22 protein-coding genes are annotated in these 22,880 nt (G+C 70.4%); 14 read left to right on the top strand and 8 right to left on the bottom strand.

The window, feature by feature from the left end; all coding sequences use genetic code 11:
* Window positions 1–175: 175 nt before the first annotated feature.
* Complete coding sequence (gene scy, locus OG819_RS05430) at window positions 176–4,027, bottom strand: polarized growth protein Scy (protein WP_266648281.1); 3,852 nt, start codon at window positions 4,025–4,027, stop codon at window positions 176–178.
* Between the two features lie 265 nt (window positions 4,028–4,292).
* On the bottom strand, window positions 4,293–4,733 hold the full coding sequence (gene mce, locus OG819_RS05425; protein ID WP_266628700.1) for a methylmalonyl-CoA epimerase: 441 nt from the start codon (window positions 4,731–4,733) through the stop codon (window positions 4,293–4,295).
* 146 nt (window positions 4,734–4,879) lie between these two features.
* On the opposite strand from mce, the gene OG819_RS05420 reads away from it, so the two are divergent.
* The 3 genes from OG819_RS05420 (at window position 4,880) to OG819_RS05410 (ending at window position 8,702) form a co-directional block, all read left to right on the top strand.
* Window positions 4,880–6,082 carry an acetyl-CoA C-acetyltransferase gene (locus OG819_RS05420; RefSeq protein WP_266431354.1) on the top strand — a complete coding sequence of 401 codons (1,203 nt, stop codon included), beginning with the start codon at window positions 4,880–4,882 and terminating at the stop codon, window positions 6,080–6,082.
* A 65-nt stretch (window positions 6,083–6,147) separates the two neighbouring features.
* Entirely contained in the window at window positions 6,148–7,104 is a 957-nt protein-coding gene (gene meaB / locus OG819_RS05415) for a methylmalonyl Co-A mutase-associated GTPase MeaB (protein ID WP_266431352.1), read from the top strand.
* 713 nt (window positions 7,105–7,817) lie between these two features.
* Window positions 7,818–8,702, top strand: coding sequence for an MFS transporter (locus tag OG819_RS05410; RefSeq protein ID WP_323138171.1), 885 nt, complete (start codon window positions 7,818–7,820; stop codon window positions 8,700–8,702).
* Here the strand turns inward: OG819_RS05410 and OG819_RS05405 are convergent.
* The 4 genes from OG819_RS05405 to OG819_RS05390 form a co-directional block, all read right to left on the bottom strand.
* Entirely contained in the window at window positions 8,608–9,084 is a 477-nt protein-coding gene (locus OG819_RS05405; protein ID WP_266648280.1) for a MarR family transcriptional regulator, read from the bottom strand. The two genes, OG819_RS05410 and OG819_RS05405, sit on opposite strands and share 95 nt — an antisense overlap.
* A gap of 92 nt (window positions 9,085–9,176) precedes the next feature.
* Window positions 9,177–9,986: an AIM24 family protein gene (locus tag OG819_RS05400; RefSeq protein WP_266648279.1), complete on the bottom strand. Its 810-nt coding sequence runs from the start codon at window positions 9,984–9,986 to the stop codon at window positions 9,177–9,179.
* Complete coding sequence (locus OG819_RS05395; RefSeq protein ID WP_266431341.1) at window positions 9,983–10,633, bottom strand: AIM24 family protein; 651 nt, start codon at window positions 10,631–10,633, stop codon at window positions 9,983–9,985. Before OG819_RS05395 ends, OG819_RS05400 begins: the two co-directional genes overlap by 4 nt.
* A 1-nt stretch (window position 10,634) precedes the next feature.
* Complete coding sequence (locus OG819_RS05390; RefSeq protein ID WP_266652579.1) at window positions 10,635–11,267, bottom strand: AIM24 family protein; 633 nt, start codon at window positions 11,265–11,267, stop codon at window positions 10,635–10,637.
* A gap of 213 nt (window positions 11,268–11,480) precedes the next feature.
* On the opposite strand from OG819_RS05390, the gene OG819_RS05385 reads away from it, so the two are divergent.
* The 5 genes from OG819_RS05385 to OG819_RS05365 all read left to right on the top strand — a co-directional run bounded on the left by OG819_RS05385 (window position 11,481) and on the right by OG819_RS05365 (window position 14,327).
* On the top strand, window positions 11,481–11,828 hold the full coding sequence (locus OG819_RS05385; protein ID WP_266628706.1) for a DUF3817 domain-containing protein: 348 nt from the start codon (window positions 11,481–11,483) through the stop codon (window positions 11,826–11,828).
* Window positions 11,825–12,118: an MTH1187 family thiamine-binding protein gene (locus OG819_RS05380; RefSeq protein ID WP_014176340.1), complete on the top strand. Its 294-nt coding sequence runs from the start codon at window positions 11,825–11,827 to the stop codon at window positions 12,116–12,118. The genes OG819_RS05385 and OG819_RS05380 overlap by 4 nt, the downstream gene beginning before the upstream one ends.
* A 150-nt stretch (window positions 12,119–12,268) precedes the next feature.
* Window positions 12,269–13,018, top strand: a complete 750-nt coding sequence (locus tag OG819_RS05375) for a hypothetical protein (protein ID WP_266628708.1) — start codon at window positions 12,269–12,271, stop codon at window positions 13,016–13,018.
* 23 nt (window positions 13,019–13,041) lie between these two features.
* Complete coding sequence (locus OG819_RS05370; RefSeq protein WP_266634677.1) at window positions 13,042–13,698, top strand: DUF4166 domain-containing protein; 657 nt, start codon at window positions 13,042–13,044, stop codon at window positions 13,696–13,698.
* On the top strand, window positions 13,695–14,327 hold the full coding sequence (locus tag OG819_RS05365; RefSeq protein WP_266648278.1) for a TetR/AcrR family transcriptional regulator: 633 nt from the start codon (window positions 13,695–13,697) through the stop codon (window positions 14,325–14,327). The genes OG819_RS05370 and OG819_RS05365 overlap by 4 nt, the downstream gene beginning before the upstream one ends.
* Window positions 14,328–14,347: 20 nt before the next feature.
* Here OG819_RS05365 and OG819_RS05360 read toward each other — a convergent pair whose 3' ends face one another.
* Entirely contained in the window at window positions 14,348–15,334 is a 987-nt protein-coding gene (locus tag OG819_RS05360) for a DUF5937 family protein (protein WP_266652577.1), read from the bottom strand.
* Between the two features lie 83 nt (window positions 15,335–15,417).
* Here OG819_RS05360 and OG819_RS05355 point away from each other — a divergent pair, with 83 nt between their 5' ends.
* The 4 genes from OG819_RS05355 to OG819_RS05340 all read left to right on the top strand — a co-directional run bounded on the left by OG819_RS05355 (window position 15,418) and on the right by OG819_RS05340 (window position 19,474).
* Window positions 15,418–16,761, top strand: coding sequence for an MFS transporter (locus OG819_RS05355; protein ID WP_266648277.1), 1,344 nt, complete (start codon window positions 15,418–15,420; stop codon window positions 16,759–16,761).
* A gap of 11 nt (window positions 16,762–16,772) precedes the next feature.
* Window positions 16,773–17,282 carry a MarR family winged helix-turn-helix transcriptional regulator gene (locus OG819_RS05350; protein ID WP_095852549.1) on the top strand — a complete coding sequence of 170 codons (510 nt, stop codon included), beginning with the start codon at window positions 16,773–16,775 and terminating at the stop codon, window positions 17,280–17,282.
* A gap of 78 nt (window positions 17,283–17,360) precedes the next feature.
* The gene (locus OG819_RS05345) at window positions 17,361–17,699 is read left to right on the top strand and encodes a DUF3817 domain-containing protein (protein ID WP_266431323.1); all 339 of its coding nucleotides are present in this window, start codon (window positions 17,361–17,363) and stop codon (window positions 17,697–17,699) included.
* Window positions 17,700–17,773: 74 nt separating this feature from the next.
* Window positions 17,774–19,474 carry a methylmalonyl-CoA mutase gene (locus tag OG819_RS05340; protein ID WP_266628715.1) on the top strand — a complete coding sequence of 567 codons (1,701 nt, stop codon included), beginning with the start codon at window positions 17,774–17,776 and terminating at the stop codon, window positions 19,472–19,474.
* A 165-nt stretch (window positions 19,475–19,639) separates the two neighbouring features.
* On the opposite strand, the gene OG819_RS05335 is transcribed toward OG819_RS05340, so the two are convergent.
* Window positions 19,640–20,266: a TetR/AcrR family transcriptional regulator gene (locus tag OG819_RS05335; RefSeq protein WP_266431319.1), complete on the bottom strand. Its 627-nt coding sequence runs from the start codon at window positions 20,264–20,266 to the stop codon at window positions 19,640–19,642.
* A 278-nt stretch (window positions 20,267–20,544) separates the two neighbouring features.
* Between OG819_RS05335 and OG819_RS05330 the strand changes: the two genes are divergently transcribed.
* Window positions 20,545–21,522 carry a tetratricopeptide repeat protein gene (locus tag OG819_RS05330; RefSeq protein WP_266628719.1) on the top strand — a complete coding sequence of 326 codons (978 nt, stop codon included), beginning with the start codon at window positions 20,545–20,547 and terminating at the stop codon, window positions 21,520–21,522.
* A 659-nt stretch (window positions 21,523–22,181) separates the two neighbouring features.
* Entirely contained in the window at window positions 22,182–22,835 is a 654-nt protein-coding gene (locus OG819_RS05325; protein ID WP_266628726.1) for a DUF6230 family protein, read from the top strand.
* Window positions 22,836–22,880 lie beyond the last annotated feature (45 nt).

The following is a 22,880-nucleotide window of genomic DNA, read 5'->3' as shown; positions in this document are numbered from 1 at the left end:
TGTCGAATGAGACCGGTGAGGTGATAAGGGGAATCCTAGGGGCCAAAGCGGTGTGTCATCGAGCGGATACGTGTTTGATCTGGAGAATGAGACTCCTTTTGGGTGGCTAACTGTCAGAGGGCTTGCCAGAACCTGTGGCAAAGATCCGCACAAAGCACGGAATGGGTGGTTCTGGCTATCCCTCTGATGACTTGCCACCCGAACGAGTTGCGCCGGCGGCAGCGCCCGCTTTGACCCCACCGTCCTTGCCCGCGGACGGGGCCTCAAAGGACTCCAACGCCTCCAGGACGTCCTGGACACGGGAGATCTCGGCGTTGATGTCCTCGCGCCGGCGGATCAGCACCTCGAGCTCGCGCTTGCCCTCCTCGACCGCGGCCCGCGCCTCGCGGATGGCCTCGGCCTTGATCTCCGTCGCCTCGGCGATGAGCGAGCTCTTCTTCTGCTCGGCCTCCTTGAGGAGCCCCTCGGCCTTCTTGACCGCGGCGATACGGACCTTGCTCGCCTCGGAATTGGCCTCCGAGACCAGGTCCTTCGCCTTCGCCTCGGCCTCGGCGAGCTGGTCCTCGGCGGCCCGCACCAGCGCGTCGCAGCGCTCGCCGGCCGTCTTCATCGTCTCGGCCGACTCACGCCGGGCCCGCTCGTGGAGTGCCTCGATCTCGGTGGTGATGCGGTCGCGCAGCTCCTCCGCCCGCTCCCTTATGGCGGTCGCGTCCCGGCGCGCGCCGATCAGCAGCTCGTCCGCGTCCGCACGGGAGCGCTCCACCAGGGTGTTGCCCTCGACGGTCGCCTCGGAGACCAGCCGCTCGGCCTCGTTGCGCGCCGCGCCCACCATCGTGTCGGCCTGGGACTCGGCGTCCGCCGTGGTCTTCTGCGCGCTCTGCTGCGCCTCGGCGAGCAGCTTGTCCGCCTCGGACGCCGTCTCCGAGATGAGGGTGTCGACCTGCTCGGCCGCCTCGGAGCGCCGCTTGTTGGCCTCCTGGCGCGCCGCGTCCAGCGTCCGGTCCGCCTCCTCGCGGGCGCCGGACGTGAGCCGCTCCGCCTCCGCTTCCGCCTCGGCCTTGAGGCGCTCGGACTCGCTGCGGATCCGCTCGGCGTGCTGCTGCGCGGAACCGACCGTCTCCGCGGCCTCGGCGCGCAGCCGCTCCGCGTCCCCGGTCGCATCCGAGATGCGCCGCTCGGCCTTGGCCACGGACTCCGCGCGTACGCGCTCGGCCTCGGCGTTCGTCTCGTTCGTCAGCCGCTCCGCCTCGGAGCGCGCCTCATTGATGAGCGTGTCCGCCTGCGTGGCCGCGTCCGAACGGATCCGGTTCGCGTCCTCCCGGGCCTCGGCGCGGCTGCGCGAAGCGTCCTGCTCGGCGTTGGCGATGGCGTCGGAGGCCTCGGCGCGCACCCGCTGGGCGTGCTCGGAGGCTTTCGAACGCAGCCGCTCGGACTCGGCGATCGCCTCCGAGACCGTGCGCTCCGCGAGGGACTTGGCGGCGTCCGTCTCCTCGGCCGCCTCGCGCCGGATACGGCTCGCGTCCTCGGCGGCCCGCTCCCGCTCCGCGTAGGCGTCGGCGCGGACCCGATCCGCCTCCTCCTGCGCCTCGGTCCTGGTGCGGTCCGCAGCGTGCTCGGCGGCGCTGCGCAGACCGGTGATCTCCTCCTGGGCCTGCTCGTGCAGCCCCGTCACGGAGTCGCGCACCTGCTGCGCGGTCTGTTCGGCGCTGGAGACCATCTCGGTCGCGCGCCGGTCGGCCTCCTCGACCAGCCGTACGGCCTCGGCCTGGGCCTCGTCGACACGGTTGCGCGCGGAGGCGAGGAGCTCCTCGCTCTGCTCGCGGGCCCGCTCGCGCTCCTGGTCGGCCTCCTGGCGCGCGGAACCGAGGAGTTCCTCGGCCTCGCGGCGGCGCCGGGCGGCCTCCTCCTGGGCGGCGGCCAGCGTCTCCGCGCCCTCGGTCGCCAGCCGCTCGGCCGCGGCCTGGGCCTCCGCCCGTACCCGGTCGGCGCTGTCCTGGGCCTCCGACTTCAGCCGCTCGGCCTCCGCCGCGGCCTCCGACCGCAGTCGTACGGCGATGTTCTCGCCCTCGGCGCGCGACGCGGAGGCGTCCGCGGCGGCCTCGTTGCGCAGCCGCTCCGCCTCCGCCTCGGCCTGCGCCTGCAGCGTACGGATCCGCTCGGCGGCCTCGGAACGCAGCCGGTCGCTCTCCTCGGCGGCCTCGCGGCGGATCCGCTCGGCGTCCGCCCGAGCGTCGCTCAGCGCCTGCTCCGCCGAGGTGAGCCGATGCTCGGCCTCGGTGTGCAGCCGGGTCAGCTCCTCGGAGGCCTCCGTGCGACGGGCCGCTATGGCGCGTTCGGTCTCCTCGCGCAGCGCCTCGGCGGCCCGCTCGGCCTCCGCCTTGATCGTCTCGGAGAGCTCGACGGCCTCTTCGCGGTTGCGCTCGGCCTCCTTGCGCGTGCGCTCCAGGGTCTCCTCGGCCTGGCGGCGCAGCGTCGTGGCACGCTCGATGGCCTCGGTGCGTACCCGCTCGCTGTCGCTGGTGGCCGTGTTCCGGAACTCGTCCGCGTCCGCCTTGGCCTTCGCGAGCAGCTCTTCGGCGGTCTTGGCCGCCTCCTCGATCTGCTGGACGGCCTCGCGCCGGGCCTCGGAGCGGATCCGCTCGCCCTCGGCGTTCGCGTCGGAGCGCAGCTGCTCGGCCTCGCCGCGCAGCCGGCGCGCCTCCTCCTGCAGCTCGACGGTCTTGGCGCGGTACTCCTTGGTGTCGTCCTTCGCCGTGCCCTTGAGCTGCTCGGCGATGTCGTGCGCCTCGGCACGCAGCCTGTCCGCCTCGGTCTCCGCCTCGGTGCGGATCCGCTCGGCCTCCTCGGCCGCGGCCTTCCTGGTCGCCTTGGCGTCCTCGGACGCCTTGTTGAGGACGTCCTCGGCCGTACGGGCCGCCTTGGAGAGCTGGGAGGCGGTCTCCTCGGCGGTGAGGCTGCGCGCGGTCTCCTCGGCCTCCGCGACGATCTTCTCGGCCTTGGCCTTGGCGTCCGCGACGGCCTGCTCGGCGTCGGACTTGGTGGTCTCGGCCTCCTTGGTGGCCTCGCTGACCAGCCGGGCGACCTGCTCCTTCGCCGTCCGCGTGCGCTGCTCGTTCGCCGACTCGGCGCTCGCCAGAGCCTTGGCCGCGGCCTCCTTCGCCTCGGCGACGACCTTGTCGGCCTCGCTCCGCGCCTCGCGCAGCGCCGACTCGGCCTCCGTCATGCGCTGCTCGGCGGCCCGGCTCAGCTCGGTGGCCTGGCGGCGGGCGCTGTCCGACTCGTTCGCGGTGGAGCTGCGCAGCTGCTCGGCGTGGTCGGTGGCCTCCTGGGCCTGCATCGACGCGGCGTTCAGCAGCCGCTCGGCGTCCGTGCGTGCCCGGCGCAGCAGCGCCTCGGCCTCCGAGCGGGCCGACTCGGCGTCGTTCGTGAGCCGCTGGCGGGCCTCGGCGGCGATCCGCTCGGCCTCCGCGCGGGCGGCACTCAGCGCCTGGTCCGCCTCCGTGCGCGACTCCTCCAGGAGCCGGCGGGCCTGCTGCTCGCTGCGGGCGCGCAGCTGCTCGGCCCACGCCACGTTCTCGTTGACGTGCGACTCGACGGTCTGACGGCGCTCGGCGAGCTCCTGGTCGAGCTGCTGGCGGCGCGCGACCGCCTCCTGGTGCAGCTCGGCCTGCAGCCGGGCGGCCTGCTCGGCGTGCTCCTGGAGGATGCGCTGCGTCTGCGCCCGGGCCTGGCTCATCTCGCGCTCGGCGTCGGCGCGCAGCTGATCGGCCTGGATCTGGGCATTACGGAGCAATTGCTCGGCCTGATAGCCGAGGTCGCCACCGCTCTCGTAGGCAGGCCGGGTCGCCAGACTGCGGCGCGCCTCGTGCAGCTTGGCGCGCAGCACCTCGACCTGATAGCCGAGGTCCTCGGCGTGCTGGACGGCCTTCTCCCGCTCGGTCTTCAGCCGTTCCATCTCGGCCTCGAACCGAGAGAGGTGGTCGACGTCAGCCGCCGGCTCTCGCTCCTGGCGTTCGTAGCCCCGCACTGCGCGGTCCCATCCGTCCCCTGGTCGCAAGTCTCTCCAAACGAACCCCGTCCATCCGCCGAACGGGGCCCCCGGGGAATGGTGTCAGATCAACAGCGGAGCACGGGCTGTCGCCCCGACGCTCGTCCCCCGAAACCTGGACCCCGGCCCTTGACCACACCGCCCCCAGGACGGCATGACCTCAGGGCCCGTCGCCGGACAGGCCCTGGGCCGCCCCGAAAAGGCAGCGGCCGCCCCCAACCCTACCGGCCCAGATATACGGAGGTCAGTGCTCAGGTGACTCAACAGCCGCCGAAGTGACCAGTTCTGTCAGGACACCGTGGCAATCCTTGGGGTGAAGGAACGTGATTCGGGAGCCCATGGAGCCGCGCCGGGGCTCGTCATAGAGGACTCGTACGCCTTTTTCCCTGATATCGGCGGCATCGGCATCGACGTCCGCCGTACCGAACGCGATGTGATGGACGCCTTCCCCGTTCTTCGCCAGCCACTTCCCGACGGCCGAGTCCTCGCGGGTCGGCTCCAGGAGCTGGAGGTAGGAGGCGCCGCCGTCGGACGTCTCATTGATCTTGAGCATGGCCTCGCGCACGCCCTGCTCCTCGTTGACCTCGGAGTGGTAGACCTCGAAGCCGTACGTCGCCCGGTAGAACTCGACAGTCGCGTCGAGGTCGAAGCAGGCGATACCGATGTGGTCGATTCGCGTCAGCATGGAGTCAGTGCAGCGCTCATACGGCGGTTACGCAACGTGCGCGCGATCACACTGACTGCCGGATGACGGGTGGCCTACCGCTCAGTACATTCAAGTAAACCCTCGTTCACTCCTCGGCTGTGCAGCCGGTAAGGGGATCGCACCTCATGTCTGGAACGAACAGCAGTACCTCGGTGATCGTCGCGGGCGCCCGAACGCCCATGGGACGGTTGCTGGGCTCGCTGAAGTCCTTCTCCGGGGCCGACCTCGGAGGCTTCGCGATCAAGGCCGCCCTCGACCGTGCGGGGATCGGCGGCGACCAGGTGCAGTACGTGATCATGGGCCAGGTGTTGCAGGCCGGGGCAGGGCAGATCCCGGCACGCCAGGCCGCGGTCAAGGCGGGCATCCCGATGAGTGTCCCGGCGCTCACGATCAACAAGGTGTGTCTGTCCGGCCTCGACGCCATCGCACTCGCGGACCAGCTGATCCGCGCGGGTGAATTCGACATCGTGGTCGCGGGCGGCCAGGAGTCCATGACGAACGCGCCCCACCTGCTCCCCAAGTCCCGCGAGGGCTACAAGTACGGCGCGATCGAGATGCTCGATGCCATGGCGTACGACGGTCTCACCGACGCCTTCGAGAACATCGCCATGGGCGAGTCGACGGAGAAGCACAACACGCGCCTGGGCATCGCCCGACCGGAGCAGGACGAGATCGCGGCCCTCTCGCACCAGCGCGCGGCCACCGCCCAGAAGAACGGCATCTTCGAGGCGGAGATCACGCCCGTGGAGATTCCGCAGCGCAAGGGCGAGCCCGTCGTCTTCAGCAAGGACGAGGGCATCCGCGCCGAGACCACGGCGGAGTCGCTGGCCAAGCTGCGCCCCGCCTTCACCCGGGACGGCACGATCACGGCGGGCACCTCGTCGCAGATCTCCGACGGCGCCGCGGCCGTGGTCGTGATGAGCAAGACCAAGGCGCAGGAGCTCGGTCTCCAGTGGATCGCCGAGATCGGCGCGCACGGGAACGTCGCGGGTCCGGACAACTCCCTCCAGTCCCAGCCCTCGAACGCGATCCTGCACGCCCTGAAGAAGGAGGGCCTCGACGTCTCCGACCTCGATCTGATCGAGATCAACGAGGCGTTCGCCGCGGTCGCCGTGCAGTCAATGAAGGACCTCGGCGTATCCACGGAAAAGGTGAACGTCAACGGTGGCGCCATCGCCCTCGGTCACCCGATCGGGATGTCCGGCGCCCGCCTCGTCCTGCACCTCGCCCTCGAGCTCAAGCGGCGCGGCGGCGGGGTCGGCGCGGCGGCACTGTGCGGTGGCGGTGGGCAGGGTGACGCGCTGATCGTGCGGGTACCCAAGGCCTGAAGCCGTTGTCCCTTTCCGTACGACCCCGGTGCGTACGGATCTGAACGGAGCTGAACGGAGCTGTGATGCAGGACGTCTCCTCGCTGGTGGCCCAGGCCAGGGAAGGCAGGCCGCGGGCCGTGGCCCGGCTGATCTCCCTGGTGGAGGGGGCGTCCCCGCAGTTGCGCGAGGTCATGGCGGCGCTGGCCCCGCTGACCGGCAACGCGTACGTCGTCGGGCTCACCGGCTCCCCGGGCGTCGGCAAGTCGACCTCGACCTCGGCCCTGGTGACGGCGTACCGGCGGCAGGGCAAGCGGGTCGGCGTCCTGGCCGTCGACCCGTCCTCGCCGTTCTCCGGAGGCGCGCTGCTCGGCGACCGCGTCCGCATGTCCGAGCACGCCTCCGACCCCGGCGTCTACATCCGCTCGATGGCCACCCGGGGCCACCTGGGCGGTCTCGCCTGGTCGGCCCCCCAGGCCATCCGCGTCCTGGACGCGGCGGGCTGTGACGTGATCCTGGTGGAGACGGTCGGCGTGGGCCAGTCGGAGGTGGAGATCGCCTCCCAGGCGGACACCTCGGTGGTCCTGCTGGCCCCCGGCATGGGCGACGGCATCCAGGCGGCGAAGGCCGGAATCCTGGAGATCGGCGACGTGTACGTGGTGAACAAGGCCGACCGGGACGGTGCCGACGCGACCGCGCGCGAGCTGAACCACATGCTCGGGCTGGGCGAATCCCGGGGGCCCGGCGACTGGCGGCCGCCGATCGTCAAGACGGTCGCGGCGCGGGGTGAGGGCATCGACGAGGTCGTCGAGGCCCTCGAGAAGCACCACGCCTGGATGGAGGAGCACGGCGTACTGGCCGAGCGGCGCCTCGCCCGGGCCTCCCAGGAGGTCGAGACGATCGCCGTCACGGCACTGCGGCAGCGCATCGGCGACCTTCATGGTGATCGCCGCCTCAGCGCGCTCGCGGAGCGGATCGTGGCGGGGGAGCTGGATCCTTACCGGGCGGCGGACTCGTTGGTCGAGGGCCTGACGGAGGCCTGAGACAGGGGTTTCCTCGCCCCCGCCGCCCCTACCCGACCCATCCCGAACCTGGGGGCTCGGCTCCGCTCTCGGACCCCCCGGGTGTGTTCTTCGGCTGCGGGTGGGTGGGGGCTGGTCGCGCAGTTCCCCGAGCCCCTCAAAGGCCTCCACTCCGGTCGGCAGCTTCAGCCCGTCCGGCGTTTGAGGACGAGGCCGTTCACGCGGCCCTCGCGACAGCGGCCTGGCGGCCCGGAACACCGGCACCCGCACTCTGCGCCCTCGCCGCGGGCGCCTGCACGCCGCCTCTCGGCCCCACGGTGCGCGCACCGTGGGGCGAGGTCATCGAGGACAAGCGGGTCCTGCAGCGGGCGTACAGCGTCTCTGGAACTCTTAAGGATCCTGGGTTATCGCGTGGCCCCGAGGGGTGGAAGCGGTAACGAGCGCGGAGGAGTCCGGGCCGATCCTTGGGTAGAGCCCGTGTGCGGCGTCACTGGCGGTGACGCGGTGCCAGCGTCTGGACTGTGCCCGGCTCTTTTGGGTCGGGCACACCCTGGGATCGCTGCCCCGCCGGACGCTGAACCGATCACCGCAGGTGAAGCACGATGCCAGTGGCGGGGACCGCGCGCATTTCAAGCACGCGGCGTGTATGTCGGGTAGAACGAGAGGCAGTCCATATTGTTACGCCCGAGCCGGAATCAGCCTTCCGTAGCTCCACCAAGGCAATCGCCGCACCGTTGGAGACCCTGGACGGGATCGCCGAGGAGATCCTCTTCGTCTCGGGTCCGCTGCTGGTGGGCGCGGTCGTCCGGTTCGCACCGCCGGCCGCCGCGCTCGCGCTCTGCGCCCTGCTGGTGTGGGCCGGAACGCTCGCCTTCGTCCTGTCGCCGGCCGTGGCGGGCGTACGTCCGGCTGTCACGAAGCCGACCGCGCGCCCGGGGCACCGCTTCCGCGGCGGGCCTGCGCTCCTGCAACCCGTCGTCGTCGCGGCGGGTGTCGGCCTGTCCGTGGGAGCCGTCGAACTTCTGGTCATGGCCTTCGCCGCACAGAGCCATCACGGGAACGACGTGGTGGCCTGGGTGCTCGCCGCACTGTCGCTGGGCAGCGCCCTGGGCGGCGTCCTGAACGGAGCCGTGGACTGGCGCACACCCGCACGGGTACGCCTGCCGCTGCTGGCCGGCGGCCTGGGCCTCGCCCTGCTGGGCGCGGGCCTCGCTCCCGGCCTCGGCACCCTGACCGTCGCGGTGGCCTGTGCCGGCTTCTTCGTCGCCCCGGCTCTCACCACGTCCTACCTGATCGCCGACGAGGCGGCCCCGCCCGGCCGCCGTACCCAGGCCGGTGCCTGGGTCAACACGGCGGTGAACGCCGGAAGCTCGGGCGGCACCGCGGGAGTGGGCCTTCTTGTGGGCCACCTGCCTCTGGGCCTGTGCTTCGCCCTGTCGGGGACGGTGGCGGTGGCGGCGGGACTCCTCTCCGTGCGCCAGGCGGGCCCGCGCCGCGGAAGGGCGCGGGGAACCCGGCGGAGCGTTACGGCTTACCCCGCTGCCCCCGCAGATGCTCCGCGATCGGCCGCAGCGACTTGTGCAGCTCCTCCAGGGCCTCCGGGGACAGCAGGTCCATGAAGTGCCTGCGTACGGACGCCACGTGGTGCGGGGCGACCTTCTTCATCGTCTCCATGCCATGCTCGGTGAGGACGGCGAACAGTCCTCGGCGGTCGGACTCGCAGTTCTCGCGCCGGACCAGGTCCGCGTTCGCCATGCGGGTGATCTGGTGCGAGAGCCGGCTCTTGGACTGGAGGGTGGCGGCCGCGAGGTCGCTCATCCGCAGCCGGAAGCCTTCCGACTCGGAGAGGTTCACCAGGATCTCGTAGTCGTTCATCGTCAGCCCGAACGGCTGCAGATCCCTTTCGAGCTGGTACGTCAACAGCCTGTTGACCTCCAGGTGGGTGCGCCAGGCGCACTGCTCCGCATCGGTCAGCCAGCGCGTGGCCGTCTCGGTCTCCATAAGTGAAGTCTACCTAAAATGTTGAAATGCGAACTAGTGAGGGTGGTGTGACTACGCGCACGCGTTCGACGTCACACTCCGCAGACTACCGCTCACAGACCGAAGCGACGCTGGAGGTCTCCGAGCTGTCCGGGAAGGCGCGGTGCGCCGGCTTGCTGACCGTACTGTCCCTGGTGGCCGGGTGCCCCGCCGCCGCCGGGCACGCCCGGCTCGTGCGGAACCGCCCCCGTGGCCTGCTCGGCCATGAGGACCTCCGTGGACTGCAGCAGCACCGTGCCGGCCCCTACGAACTCGAACTGATGCTCCTCTCCGGAGGCCCCGCCGAGGCCTGTCAGTGCACGTAGACCGCCCATGAGGCCTGTCATGTACCCGTGGTCGTAGTGATGGCACGGGGACGGGCAGTCGGCCCAGCCGACAAGCGCTTGCGGATCCACCCGGATGGGAGGCTCCATGAACACCACCGGACCGTTAGAGGCCGCCACGAACTTGCCGGTTCCGATCAGTGTCAGAAAGCCCGGCACGATCGACTGCTTGAGCGCGAGACTTGGCTGAAAAGCGAGCAGGTTGCCGGAGCGAATGGTCAGATTGCCCTCGTCCAAGTCGTACGAATTCACGTCGAAGGCCCGGTCGGCGAGGAGCATCTTGCCCGAGCCCTCCGCCACCACCCAGTCGCTCGCATGCAGAGGCGAATGGAAGGAGGTGCGCACGAGACGGTCCAGTCGGCCGTGCCCGATGCCGTTGAAGTCCATCGACCCGTAGTAGGCGATCATCTTGCCCTTCTGCAGGAACCACTGGCTCCCTTTGAGCTCCACGCAGAAGGTGTACTTGTTGACGTTGTCGTCGACCGGCAGGGTCATCGGGTCGTAGATCACCGGGCCGCCCGGGGTCCCGTACGCGCTCACAGCTTCTCCTCCGAGGCCTGGACGTACACCGCACCACTGCCGCTCAGCTCCAGCTGGAACGCCTCGCCCGAGCCGCGGCCCACCATGTCGCGCCAGCCGAGCGCCGTGGACAGCTTGTTGCGTACGTCACCGTGGTGCGCCACGTACGCCTGGGGGTCCACATGGATGGGGCGCTGGGGGGAGATGGGGACCTCGATCACGCCCCCGTGGGCCATCACGGCCACCGCGCCGTGCCCCTTGAGAGTGGTCGTGAAGAGCCCCTGGCCCGTCACCTGGCCGCGGACCATGCCCATGACCCCGCCCTGCGAGCCGAGGAACATCGTGCCCTGCTGGAGGGTGCCGTCGAAGGCCAGCAGCCGGTCCGCCTCGACGTACAGGGTGTCGCCCGAGAGGTTGATCACCTGGATGTGATGGCCCCCGTGCCCGAAGAAGACCGTGCCGCTGCCCTCGACGGTCATCAACGGGGTGGCCTCATTGGCGACCCGGCGGCCGATCATCGACATGACCCCGCCCTGGCCACCCTGGACGTTGGGCGTGAAGGAGACGTCGCCCTTGTAGGCGAGCATCGCGCCGCGCTGACTGAACAGGCGCTGGCCGGGCAGGACCGTCGCCTCGATCATCTTGGAGTTCACTTCGCGGAACGGCATGTCAAAGGTCCCCCGCGATCGTGTTGCGCTCACTGGGCTGCACGTAGACCAGTCCGTCGCCCTCGAAACGGATCTGGAAGGCCTCACCGCCGCCCTCGCCCATGAATGTGCGGAAGGTCACGCCGGCCTGGAAGGACTGCCGGACATTGCCCTGGTGCGCGATGTACGCCCCCTGGTCGACCGTCAGCGGGTACTGGGAGCTGACGCGCAGCACCACCGCCGGGCCGTCGGACGTGATCGCCGCCTGGCCGTGGCCCTCGACGGTGGTCGTGAACAGCCCGTTGCCCTGGGAGGCGCCCCTGAGGCCCGTGAAGGACGTGCCCGTCCTCAGACCCGCGTCAGTCGCGAGCAGGTTGCTCGACTCGACGTACAGCTTGTCCCCCTGGAGACTCGCCAGGTTGATCTCGGAGGCCCGGTCCGCGAACCAGCAGGTCCCGTGCCCCTTCACCTCCATCACCGTCATCTGCTCACCGGTGATGCGCCGGGTCACCATCCCGCGGATCCCCTCCCCACCGCCGCTCAGCTTCTTGAACGCCATCTGACCGTCGTACGCGACCATCGAGCCGTTCTTCGCCTTCACGGCGTCCCCGGTCATGTCGACGGCCAGCACCTTGCTGCCTTGAAGTCGGAACATCGCCACGTTGCGAAGGTAGCGGCAGGGCGGGGGCGCGGACAGGGCCCAGAGGTCGATATCACCCCTGAGCGGACCCTTAGGGGCCAAGCGGACACCTCGCCCCGCACCCCGGAGCGCGAGTACTCGGGCTCGGATGCCACAATGGTGGACGCTTGTGCTTGCGTTCACAAAGCGGCTCCCCGCCGAAAGCGAATCTCCCACCGAAGGTGACCCGTGGACATTAAGACCGCCACCGCCCTCCGCCGCCTCCGCCTGGTCTCGGCCCCCGAGGCCGTCTCCTTCCTGCTGCTGCTCCTCTGCTCGGTGCTGAAGCGGACCACGGACTTCAACGGGGTGCCCGTCATGGGCGCCATCCACGGGATCCTCTTCATCCTGTACGTGATCTTCTGGGCGGACGCCTGGAGCCGTGCCAAGTGGGCCAAGAAGACGGCGGCCCTCTACTTCGTCCTCTCCGTGCTGCCCACCGGCGGTTTCTTCGCCGAGCGCAAGCTCCGGCGCGAGACCGAGGACGCGGTCATCGCCTCCCGTGCACGCCGTGAGGGAGTCGTGGAGTCCTCATGATCGTCGCCTTCTCCGTGACACCTCTGGGTGTCGGCGAGGACGTGGGGGAGTACGTCGCCGACGCCGTCCGGGTCGTCCGTGAATCGGGGCTGCCGAACCGCACCGACGCCATGTTCACCTCCATCGAGGGGGAATGGGACGAGGTGATGGACGTGGTCAAGCGCGCCGTCGCCGCCGTCGAGGCACGGGCACCGCGCGTCTCCGTCGTCCTGAAGGCGGACATCCGGCCCGGTGTGACGGACGGTCTGACCTCCAAGGTGGAGACGGTGGAGCGGCACCTGTCCGCGTAGGCCTTCGGCGAGAAGACCCGAAACCCCCGGTCCTGTGGGCCGGGGTTTTTCGCGCCCGACCGTTTGAGCGATCGCTCAAACCCCGGTAATCTCAGGCGCGATCGATTGAGCGATCGCTCAAGAGTGGTTACTGATCTGGGGGTTCGGTAAATGGGGCTCTACGTAGAGACACATGTGCGAGGCGATCTCGACGACCTGTGGGCACGGACGCAGGACCCCGCGCAGCACCAGCGCTGGGACCTGAGGTTCACCTCCATCGACTACCTCCCGCGCACCGAGGGTGAGCCCCAGGGCTTCCGGTACGCCACCCGGCTGCTGCCCTTCCTGACCGTCGCCGGGACGGGCGCCTGCGCCGGGGAGAAGGAGCGCCCGGACGGCACCCGCACCTCCGCCCTGCGCTTCGCCTCCCCGCACCCGCTCTCCCTCCTCGCCGACGGCAGCGGCTACTGGCGCTACGTCCCCGACGCCGACGGCGTCCGCTTCCTCACCGGCTACGACTACCGCCCACGCTGGGGCCGCTTCGGAGCTGTGGCCGACCGGCTCGTCTTCCGTCCCCTCATCGGCTGGGCCACGGCCTGGTCCTTCGACCGGCTGCGGATCTGGCTGGAGCGGGGCATCACGCCGGAGAGAGCGCTGCGCCACTGGCTCGCCGAGTGCGCCGTGCGCGGCCTCGTCCTCCTGGCCGCCTGCTCGGGCACGGTGTACGGCGCGCTCGTGGACGCGGCGGGCCCGCTGGCGCCGCTCGCCCTCTACTCGACCCCCGTACTGGCCGTCCTCGCCGCCCTCCTGGCCCTCTTCACGCCCCCGCTGCCCGGCACCCCGGCCGCCCGCCGCTGCGTGCGCACCCCGATCGCGCAGGCCCGTGCCCCGCGCGTCCTCGCCACCCTGGAGCAGCGGTGACACCCTCCATCTTCCGCACCGCCATGGGCGCCGACTTCGACCGCCTCCACCCCGAGCTGCGGCGGCGCTTCTCCGTGGGCCTGGCCGGCGGGGAGGCCTGCACCGGCCACGGCGTCATGGAGCGCATCTGGCACGGGAGGGGCTTCGTGAAGCCGTTCCTGGCCCTCGGCGGCACCCGCAACATCCTCGTCCCGCGCGCCGGACGCAATGTCCCCTTCATGATCGAGAACGTGCCCTACGCCGACACCTTCGGCCGTGAGACGGTGAGCTTCGTGCGCACCTTCGACCTGCCCGGCCGCCCCCGCCGCTTCGACGCCCAGATGGTGCTGAGCCCCAAGGGTGACCGCGTCCTCGACTACCTCGGCACCCACCAGCACCTCGCCAGCGACCTGCACCTGAGCGCCGAGCCCGACGGTTCCCTGCTGATCCGCTCCGGCGAACACCGCTTCCGGGAGGGCCCGGTGGACGTGCGCGTCCCCGAACTCATCGGCGCCGACGCCGAGGTGCGCGAGTCCTACGACGACTCCACCGGCCGCTTCCGCATCCGGGTCCGGGTGGAAAACCGGCGCTTCGGCCCGCTCTTCGGCTACGAGGGCACCTTCCGGGCGACATACACCGACGTCCGTACCCGCGGGGTCCGGCCCGGGCTGCGGCCCGTCCGCGAGGAGGCGCGCGCATGAGCGAGGCGACCCGGACGAAACTGCTGGAGGGCGCCCTGAGAACGCTCACCGAGCAGGGGATCGCGAAGACCTCGGCCCGTACGATCGCGGCGACCGCCGGGGTCAACCAGGCCCTCGTCTTCTACCACTTCGGGTCCGTCGACGAGTTGCTGTCGGCCGCGGTCCGGTACGGGGCCGAGCAGCGGGTCGCGCACTACCGGGAACGGCTCGCCGAGGTCGGGTCACTGGCCGAACTCCTCGCGTTCGGGCGGGAGATGCACGAGGTGGAGCGGGCCGAGGGGCATGTCGCCGTCCTCGGGCAGCTCCTCGCGGGGGCGCAGACGGACGCACGTCTGGCGCCGGCGACCTCGGCGGGGCTGGACCTGTGGATCACGGAGATCGAGCGGGTCCTGGTCCGAGTCCTCGCACCGACCCCGCTCGGCGAGTTCGCCGATCCGGCCGGGCTGGCCCGTGCCGTCGTCGCGTCCTTCGTCGGTATCGAGCTGTACGAGGGGGTCGACCCCAAGGGCTCCCGGGCCGCTCTCGACGCCCTGGAGCAACTGGCCGCCCTGGTCACGGCCCTCGACACCCTCGGCCCGGTCGCGCAACGGGCCATCCGCCACCACCTGCGCCGCACCACGCGCGGCTGACCGGGGCGACGCGGGGCGGGCTATTGCTCCGGACCCGACGCCAACGCCATCCCCAGCGGGGTGCGTTCGTACAGCACCTGGTGGCCGTAGCGGCGTGAGGTGAGCAGGCCTCCGGCGCGCAGGACCGTGAGGTGGGCGGAGACGGACGACGGGGCGAGGCGGAGGCGGTGGGCGAGGGCTGTCGTGGTGGTGGGTTCGTCCAGGGCCGTGAGGACGGTGGCCCTGCCCCGTCCCAGGAGTCGTACGAGGGCGTCGGGGGTGTGGTCCGTCGGTTCGGCCCACAGACCGCCGATGCCCCGGGCGGGGTAGGCGAGCGTGGGCTGCCAGGGGGGATCGAAGGAACTGACCACCTCCGGCCAGATGAAGACGCTGGGCACCAGAATCAGGCCCTGGCCCGCGAGGTCCCGCTCGTGCCGGCCCTTCCACTCGATGGCCAGCGTGTGGGAGCGCCAGCCGAACCGACGGTCGATCTCCGGCAGCAGCCCGCCCAGACCGACCTCCGCGAGCCGCCGCGAGTGGAACGCGACGTCCGCCTCCAGCAGGGCGCGCAGCCGCGGCCAGTCCGGCTCGACGAGCGCGTGCCAGGCCGTCTCCATCAGGTCGGCCAGCTCCTGGATCATGCGCATCGGGTCCTTCAACAGCGACCGGCCGCGGGACGATTCGAGGGCACCTGGAGTGTCCGCGAGTGACCTCGCGGTCTCCTCGCGGGCCGCCTCGGGGTCGGCCGCGCGGACCGCCGCGATCTCCTCCTCGAAGGTGGCCGCAGGACCGATCGGAGGCGGGCAGAGCCAGTCGGGGCAGTAGCCGCGCTGTGGCATCAGCAGCCACAGCGGTGTGAGGTCGAGTCCGTCGGCCGCCGCGCGGATACGGCGCAGCCAGTGCGCGTGGTAGCCGTGCCGCGCGGGACGGTTGAGTGTGCGAACCGCCTCCTGCGTCTCCCACAGGGGCGACACCGCGAAACGGCAGTTGAGGAGGTCGTCCTCCCCGAAGTGCAGAAGGGAAGGCAGAGAAGACACCTCCTGAAGAACTGAAGATTCGGCTGGAGCCGAAACTCTACGTCCCGGCCCGAGGGGTGAGCACGCTGTTGCCCATGCCGGAAGCAGAGATGAAGGGCACGACGGCGCTGCCCGATCCACCGAACACCCCACCGAAAGTCCCGTCGAACGCGCCCGAAGCCACGGGCTACGGCCCCGTCTTCGCCGTACGGGAGTTCCGCGCCGTCTTCGCCGCCCACGCGTTCTCGCTGGTCGGGCTCATCGTCAGCGAGCTCGCCCTGTCCGTCCTGGTCTACGACCTGACGGGCTCACCGCTGATGAGCGCCCTGACGTTCGCGCTCGGCTTCCTCCCCTACCTCATCGGTGGAACCCTCCTCGCCGGCGCGGCGGACCGCTTCCCGGCCCGCCGGATTCTCGTCGTGTGCGACCTGGTGTGCGCGGGCTGCGTGGCCGTCATGGTGGTGCCGGGCGCGCCCATCGCCGTACTGCTGGCCATGCGCTGCGCCCTCGCCGTGGTCTCACCGCTCTTCCAGGGGGCGCGGACGGCGACGCTGACCGATGTTCTCGGCGAGGGCGATCTGTTCGTACTGGGCCGCTCCCTGCTGCGGATCGTCTCGCAGGGCGCGCTGCTCGCCGGGTTCGGGCTCGGCGGCGTGCTGCTCACCGTCGTGTCACCGCGGGGTGCGCTGTTCATCACGGTGTGCACCTTCCTGACCTCCGCCGCGGTGCTGCGGTTCGGCACCCGGCGACGGCCCGCGCGGGCCCGTCAGGGTGGTGCGCTGGTGAAGGACTCGCTCCGCGGTACCCGCCGCGTCCTCGCCGACCGGCGGGTACGGGCCCTGCTCCTGCTGTTCTGGGTGCCACCGATGTTCGCCGTCGCGCCGGAGGCGCTGGCCGCGCCCTACGCCGACGGGCTCGGCGTCGGATCGGCCGGGCTCGGCCTGCTGATGTGCGCCTTGCCGGTCGGCACGATCGCGGGGGAGCTGTACGCCGGATCGAGGCTGCGGCCCGCGACCCGCACCCGCCTCGCCCTCCCGCTCGTCTGCGTCACCCTGCTGCCGTACGTCGGCTACGTCCTGCGGCCGGACCTCGGCTGGTCGCTGGCCCTGCTGCTGCTCGCGGGCACCGGATCCGCGTACTCGCTGGGCCTGGACCAGTGGTTCGTGCGGGCCGTGCCCGAGGAGCTGCGAGGGCGCGCGATGACCCTGAACACCGCGGGGCTGATGACCGTCCAGGGGGTGGGGATGGCGCTGTCGGGGGTGGTGGCGGAGTTCGCCGGGGTGCGGGCGACGGTCGCGGGCGCGGGGGTGCTCGGCACCGTCTGCTGCGTCCTGCTGGCGGTGGAGGCACGGCGTACGGAAGGGGCCGCGACCCCCGCCGTTCAGGGGTTGGGGACCGAAAGGCGAGACGGGGCTGACCAGCATATGACCGGCGGGTAAGGTCTTATGCCGTGCCGAAGCCGCTCAGCCTTGCCTTCGATCCCATCGCCCGCGCCGACGAACTCTGGAAGCAGCGCTGGGGATCCGTGCCGTCCATGGCCGCGATCACCTCGATCATGCGCGCGCACCAGATCCTGCTCGCCGAGGTCGACGCGGTCGTCAAGCCGTACGGACTGACCTTCGCGCGCTACGAGGCACTGGTCCTGCTCACCTTCTCCAAGGCCGGCGAGCTCCCGATGTCCAAGATCGGCGAGCGCCTCATGGTGCATCCGACCTCCGTCACGAACACCGTGGACCGGCTGGTGAAGTCGGGGCTCGTCGACAAGCGGCCCAACCCCAACGACGGGCGCGGCACGCTCGCCTCCATCACCGAGAAGGGCCGCGAGGTCTGCGACGCGGCGACCCGCGACCTGATGGCGATGGACTTCGGGCTCGGGGCCTACGACTCCGAGGAGTGTGCGGAGATCTTCGCGATGCTGCGGCCCCTGCGCATCGCCGCGAGCGACTTCGACGAGGAGTAGGCGAGGAACAGAGGAACGAGGCGCGCCGGAGCGGGGGTGCTCGTAGATCGCGCAAATGGGGTCGTTACGCTCATGCCCATGAAGAAGAGCGTGCTGACCCGCTACCGCGTGATGGCCTACGTCACCGGTGTGCTGCTGGTCCTGCTGACCCTCGGTGTGATCGCCAAGTACGTGTTCCAGATGGACGGTGCCGTGGACTTCACCCGCGTCGTCGCCATCGCGCACGGCTGGCTGTACGTCGTCTACCTGGTCTTCGCCTTCGACCTGGGCGCCAAGGCGAAGTGGCCGGTGGGCAAGCAGCTGTGGGTGCTGCTCGCGGGGACCATTCCGACGGCCGCGTTCTTCGTGGAGCGCAAGGTCACCCAGGAGCTGGACTCGAAGGTCGCGGAGGACTCTCCCGCGGTCGTCAAGGCGTAACCCTTACCGCCACGGGAGTGGTCCGTGGCGGTTCGCCATCGACATTTACTAGGACGTCCTAGTAAATTCGAAGCATGGACGCAGACGCCATCGAAGAGGGCCGCCGACGCTGGCAGGCCCGGTACGACACCTCGCGCAAGCGTGAGGCCGACTTCACCACGCTCTCCGGTGATCCGGTGGAGCCGGTGTACGGGCCGCGGCCGGGGGACAGGTACGACGGCTTCGAGCGGATCGGCTGGCCCGGCGAGTACCCCTTCACCCGCGGGCTGTACCCGACCGGCTACCGAGGGCGTACGTGGACGATCCGCCAGTTCGCCGGGTTCGGGAACGCGGAGCAGACGAACGAGCGCTACAAGATGATCCTGGCCGCGGGCGGCGGCGGACTGTCGGTCGCCTTCGACATGCCGACGCTCATGGGGCGCGACTCCGACGACCCGCGCTCCCTCGGCGAGGTCGGGCACTGCGGGGTCGCGATCGACTCGGCGGCCGACATGGAGGTCCTGTTCAAGGACATCCCGCTGGGCGACGTCACGACGTCGATGACGATCAGCGGACCGGCCGTACCCGTCTTCTGCATGTACCTGGTCGCGGCGGAACGGCAGGGCATCGACCCGTCCGTCCTGAACGGCACCCTCCAGACCGACATCTTCAAGGAGTACATCGCCCAGAAGGAGTGGCTCTTCCAGCCCGAGCCGCACCTGCGCCTCATCGGCGACCTGATGGAGCACTGCGCCGCGAAGATCCCCGCCTACAAGCCGCTGTCCGTCTCCGGGTACCACATCCGGGAGGCCGGCTCCACGGCCGCGCAGGAGCTGGCGTACACGCTGGCGGACGGATTCGGCTACGTCGAGCTGGGGCTCTCGCGCGGCCTGGACGTGGACGTCTTCGCCCCCGGCCTCTCCTTCTTCTTCGACGCGCACCTCGACTTCTTCGAGGAGATCGCCAAGTTCCGGGCGGCGCGGCGGATCTGGGCGCGGTGGATGCGGGACGTGTACGGGGCGAAGTCGGAGAAGGCGCAGTGGCTGCGCTTCCACACCCAGACCGCGGGTGTCTCGCTGACGGCGCAGCAGCCGTACAACAACGTCGTGCGTACGGCGGTGGAGGCGCTCGCGGCCGTTCTGGGCGGCACGAACTCGCTCCACACCAACGCGCTGGACGAGACGCTCGCGCTCCCGTCCGAGCAGGCCGCCGAGATCGCCCTGCGGACGCAGCAGGTACTGATGGAGGAGACCGGCGTCGCCAACGTCGCCGACCCGCTGGGCGGTTCCTGGTTCGTCGAGCAGCTCACCGACCGGATCGAGGCCGACGCGGAGAAGATCTTCGAGCAGATCAAGGAGCGGGGCCTGCGGGCGCATCCCGACGGACAGCACCCCATCGGTCCCATCACCTCGGGCATCCTTCGGGGCATCGAGGACGGCTGGTTCACCGGGGAGATCGCCGAGTCGGCGTTCCAGTACCAGCGGGCGTTGGAGAAGGGCGACAAGCGGGTGGTGGGCGTGAACGTCCACCACGGGTCCGTGACCGGGGATCTGGAGATCCTGCGGGTCAGTCACGAGGTGGAGCGGGAGCAGGTACGGGAGCTGGGTGTGCGGCGGGGCGGGCGCGACGACGCGCGCGTACGGGCCTGTCTGGAGGCGATGCTCGCCGCCGCGCGGGACGGGTCGAACATGATCGCGCCCATGCTGGACGCGGTGCGGGCCGAGGCCACGCTCGGCGAGATCTGTGACGTGCTCCGGGACGAGTGGGGTGTGTACACGGAGCCAGCGGGCTTCTGACCCCCTGGGGCTCCGCCCCCGGCCCCCGTGTCGTCTTTTTCGACCGCGGGCCGGTGGGGGCTGGTCGCGCAGTTCCCCGCGCCCCTTGGGCCGGGGCTGCGCCCCGGATCCCCGTCCGGCCGGAGTGCCTTGTCCGCGGGCCGGTGGGGGCGAGGAACGGCCGGGTCAGGTGGGGGGTGTCGCGCCGGTCAGGCCCAGGAGGAGCAGCTGGGTGAACGCGCGCACCCACTCCTCGTCCGCCGGCTCCGCACTGACGAGAGTGCGGTGCACCACCGCCCCCGCGACCACGTCGAAGATGAGATCCGCGGTGCGCGCGGCGACCTCGGGGTCGGACTCCGGAGGGAGCTCGCCGCGGGCGGTGGCCCGGGCCCGGCCCTCCACGACGAGCCGCTTCTGGCGGTCGACGATGGACGTGCGGATGCGTTCGCGGAGCGGCTCGTCACGGGTCGACTCGGCGACCACCGCCATCAGGGCCGTCGCGGTCTCGGGACGGTTCAGGAGCGCCGCGAACTGGAGCACCACGCCCTCGATGTCGGCGGCGAGGCTTCCGCGGTCGGGGAGTTCCAGTTCGTCGAAGAGGACGGCCACCGCGTCGACCACGAGCTCGTTCTTGCCCGCCCAGCGTCGGTAGAGGGTCGTCTTGGCGACCCCGGCCCGGGTCGCCACGTCCCCCAACGTCAGCTTGGACCAGCCCAGTTCGACCAGCGCCGCCCGCGTCGCCTCCAGGATCGCGGCATCCGCGGCAGCGCTGCGCGGGCGCCCCGTACGGGGAGCGGTAGTGCGACTCTGCATGTCAGGACCCTATCCGCCGCTCCCGGCGAGCAAATCAGGCGGTTGTGTGAAGCCGTGAGGGAGATCACCGGGGGGTTGCGGACAGGGGAGCCCCGGGACAGTTACGCTACGGGTCGTAGCGAAAGCTCGTACATGGTGACTCGTGGACGGGCGACAATCACTGGCGTCGGGTGGGGACCCGGTGCTCGGCAGTACGGATCGAGTCGGGTCGCGTCGTAAAGCGGCCCGGCTTTCACAGCGCTTTTCACACGTGCGCGAGGAAGGGGGAGGATGTACTCATGCAGCCACGGAACATGTCCATGAGCGGAGTCGTCGACCTCGCCGCGGTGAAGGCGGCCCAGGAGGCCAAGGCGAAGGCGGAGCAGGCGCGCGCCGAAGCGGCCAGACAGGGCGGCGGAGGCGGGGCCGTGTCTCCCGCCAGTCTCGTCATCGATGTCGACGAGGCGGGATTCGAGCGCGATGTCCTGCAGCGGTCCACCGAGGTTCCGGTCGTCATCGACTTCTGGGCCGAGTGGTGCGAGCCCTGCAAGCAACTGAGCCCGGTGCTCGAACGGCTGGCCGTCGAGTACAACGGACGGTTCGTCCTTGCCAAGATCGACGTCGATGCCAACCAGATGTTGATGCAGCAGTTCGGGATCCAGGGGATCCCGGCCGTGTTCGCCGTCGTGGCGGGGCAGGCGCTGCCGCTTTTCCAGGGGGCGGCCCCGGAGGCGCAGATCCGCGGGACCCTCGACCAACTCGTCGAGGTCGCCGAGCAGCGCTTCGGCCTGACCGGCGTGACCGTCGACCCCGACGGCCGGCCCGACAGCGCCCCCGTGGCGCACGAGGTGCCGGCAGGGCCCTATGACGCGCTCCTGGAGGCCGCTGTACAGGCCCTGGACGCCGGTGACTTGGGCGGTGCCGTGCAGGCGTACAAGAACGTGCTGAGCGACGACCCGGGCAACACGGAGGCCAAGCTCGGCCTCGCCCAGGCCGAGTTGCTGCAGCGCGTGCAGGGTGCCGACCCGCTCCAGGTGCGCAAGGACGCCGCCGAGAAGCCCAAGGACGTACAGGCGCAGATCGCGGCCGCGGACCTCGACCTGGTGGGCGGGCACGTCGAGGACGCGTTCGGGCGGCTCATCGCCACGGTGCAGCGCACGGCGGGCGACGACCGCGATGCCGTACGGCTGCGGCTGTTGGAGCTCTTCGAGGTCGTGGGAGCCGACGATCCGCGGGTGATCGGGGCGCGCCGGGCGCTCGCCAGGGCGCTGTTCTGATCGGTTCCCGCACCGGGTTCCGACCGGTGCGCTGACCTGTTCCTAAACGCCGGGGTGTGTGATGCCCAGGTGAAAGATTTGCCGAGAGAGCGGCAGGTGGCCGCGCTTTACCAAATCTTGGTAAACGCGGCCGCTGTTACTGGGAGTAAGTCAGAGGCGTTGATCTGTCGGATTCTGTCCGTGGATCAACTGTTTTGGCGTCACCCTCGACACCACCCAGAGTTGTCGGCCGATACCGGCGGGTCGTTGTTCGGTTATCCGGCCGTTACTAGCCAGTAACGAACCCCCTTGTGCGGGCGGCGAGAATGCACCACGATCGGCGACGCTCGGTCCATTCCCCCCTACTCCGACAGCCAATCGGGTCAAGGGGTTTTCTGGGTCCCCACCGGGTAGGGGCGGCGGCAGTGGCGCCGGCCCTTGGGCAGGGGGGTCTTTGCCGTTCGGCGGAGCCTGTCCAGCAGGTTGTGCGTGATGTGTGTCAGGCGCGACCAGTGGTTGTCGCTCGGGGGTGATCGCCGGTGATTTCGGGCGCGGTTGGCGCTCGATGAGTACGGGCGCTCTCCTTTCCGAGGACGTAGCACTTCTCCCATCCCTGCCCGGCTGAGCCGCTGATACGGGGCAGTCAGGGCCAGGAGATGTACGTCCGAGAAGGAGGAAATATGGAGTCCCAGGTGCGTGGCGGGACCAGATGGAAGCGGTTCGCCGTCGTGATGGTGCCCAGCGTGGCCGCCACGGCAGCGATAGGTGTCGCCCTCGCGCAGGGCGCTCTCGCCGCGTCGTTCAGTGTGTCCGGCCAGTCGTTCAAGGTCTCGGCCGACCTGCTCGAAGGTCAGGGCTTCTCGCAGTACGGAGCCGTTGACGCGGGCAAGACCCTCACCGGCGGGTCCGCGATTCACCCGGTCGCGGTCTCGGCGTTCAAGTCCGCCAAGATCACGAACATGTGCCAGTCCGTGGTCACCCCGAACATCCCGTTCATCGGCTCCGCCAGCCTGATACTTCGGGCGGGTGGCGAGGGACACGACAAGGTCGAGGCCGAGAACCTCTACATCGACGTCGAGGACCTCTCGGCCGATGCGGTCTTCCACGGCATCGACATCGGTGTGGCCGCCGGTGACACGGGCGCCGACAAGGGCGGCAAGGGCCCGGGCATGAAGGGCGGCAAGGAGCAGGCCAACCCGAACGGCTTCGCCCAGCAGGCCGACTCGGCCGAGCTGACCGGCGTGAAGCAGACGGCGTGGGCGACCACCGCCGGCACCTTCAAGCTCAGCGGTCTCAAGATGTCCGTGTCCGCGGGCACGAAGGAGTGCTACTAAGCACCCCTTGAACGGGCGGGGGAGCCTGAGGCGCTCCCGCCCGTT

Origin of the sequence: Streptomyces sp. NBC_01549 (assembly GCF_026339955.1) — a bacterium.
Classification (GTDB): Bacteria; Actinomycetota; Actinomycetes; order Streptomycetales; family Streptomycetaceae; genus Streptomyces.
The sequence above is the reverse complement of the archived record's forward strand: the minus strand, read 5'-3'. Positions and strand labels throughout refer to the sequence as shown.

Coding starts and splice junctions, on each gene's coding strand:
- mce (WP_266628700.1), bottom strand. CDS start 4,733: ATGCTGACGCGAATCGACCACATCGGTATCGCCTGCTTCGACCTCGAC.
- OG819_RS05420 (WP_266431354.1), top strand. CDS start 4,880: ATGTCTGGAACGAACAGCAGTACCTCGGTGATCGTCGCGGGCGCCCGA.
- meaB (WP_266431352.1), top strand. CDS start 6,148: ATGCAGGACGTCTCCTCGCTGGTGGCCCAGGCCAGGGAAGGCAGGCCG.
- OG819_RS05405 (WP_266648280.1), bottom strand. CDS start 9,084: ATGGAGACCGAGACGGCCACGCGCTGGCTGACCGATGCGGAGCAGTGC.
- OG819_RS05395 (WP_266431341.1), bottom strand. CDS start 10,633: ATGCCGTTCCGCGAAGTGAACTCCAAGATGATCGAGGCGACGGTCCTG.
- OG819_RS05390 (WP_266652579.1), bottom strand. CDS start 11,267: ATGTTCCGACTTCAAGGCAGCAAGGTGCTGGCCGTCGACATGACCGGG.
- OG819_RS05380 (WP_014176340.1), top strand. CDS start 11,825: ATGATCGTCGCCTTCTCCGTGACACCTCTGGGTGTCGGCGAGGACGTG.
- OG819_RS05375 (WP_266628708.1), top strand. CDS start 12,269: ATGGGGCTCTACGTAGAGACACATGTGCGAGGCGATCTCGACGACCTG.
- OG819_RS05370 (WP_266634677.1), top strand. CDS start 13,042: ATGGGCGCCGACTTCGACCGCCTCCACCCCGAGCTGCGGCGGCGCTTC.
- OG819_RS05365 (WP_266648278.1), top strand. CDS start 13,695: ATGAGCGAGGCGACCCGGACGAAACTGCTGGAGGGCGCCCTGAGAACG.
- OG819_RS05355 (WP_266648277.1), top strand. CDS start 15,418: ATGCCGGAAGCAGAGATGAAGGGCACGACGGCGCTGCCCGATCCACCG.
- OG819_RS05345 (WP_266431323.1), top strand. CDS start 17,361: ATGAAGAAGAGCGTGCTGACCCGCTACCGCGTGATGGCCTACGTCACC.
- OG819_RS05340 (WP_266628715.1), top strand. CDS start 17,774: ATGGACGCAGACGCCATCGAAGAGGGCCGCCGACGCTGGCAGGCCCGG.
- OG819_RS05335 (WP_266431319.1), bottom strand. CDS start 20,266: ATGCAGAGTCGCACTACCGCTCCCCGTACGGGGCGCCCGCGCAGCGCT.
- OG819_RS05330 (WP_266628719.1), top strand. CDS start 20,545: ATGCAGCCACGGAACATGTCCATGAGCGGAGTCGTCGACCTCGCCGCG.
- OG819_RS05325 (WP_266628726.1), top strand. CDS start 22,182: ATGGAGTCCCAGGTGCGTGGCGGGACCAGATGGAAGCGGTTCGCCGTC.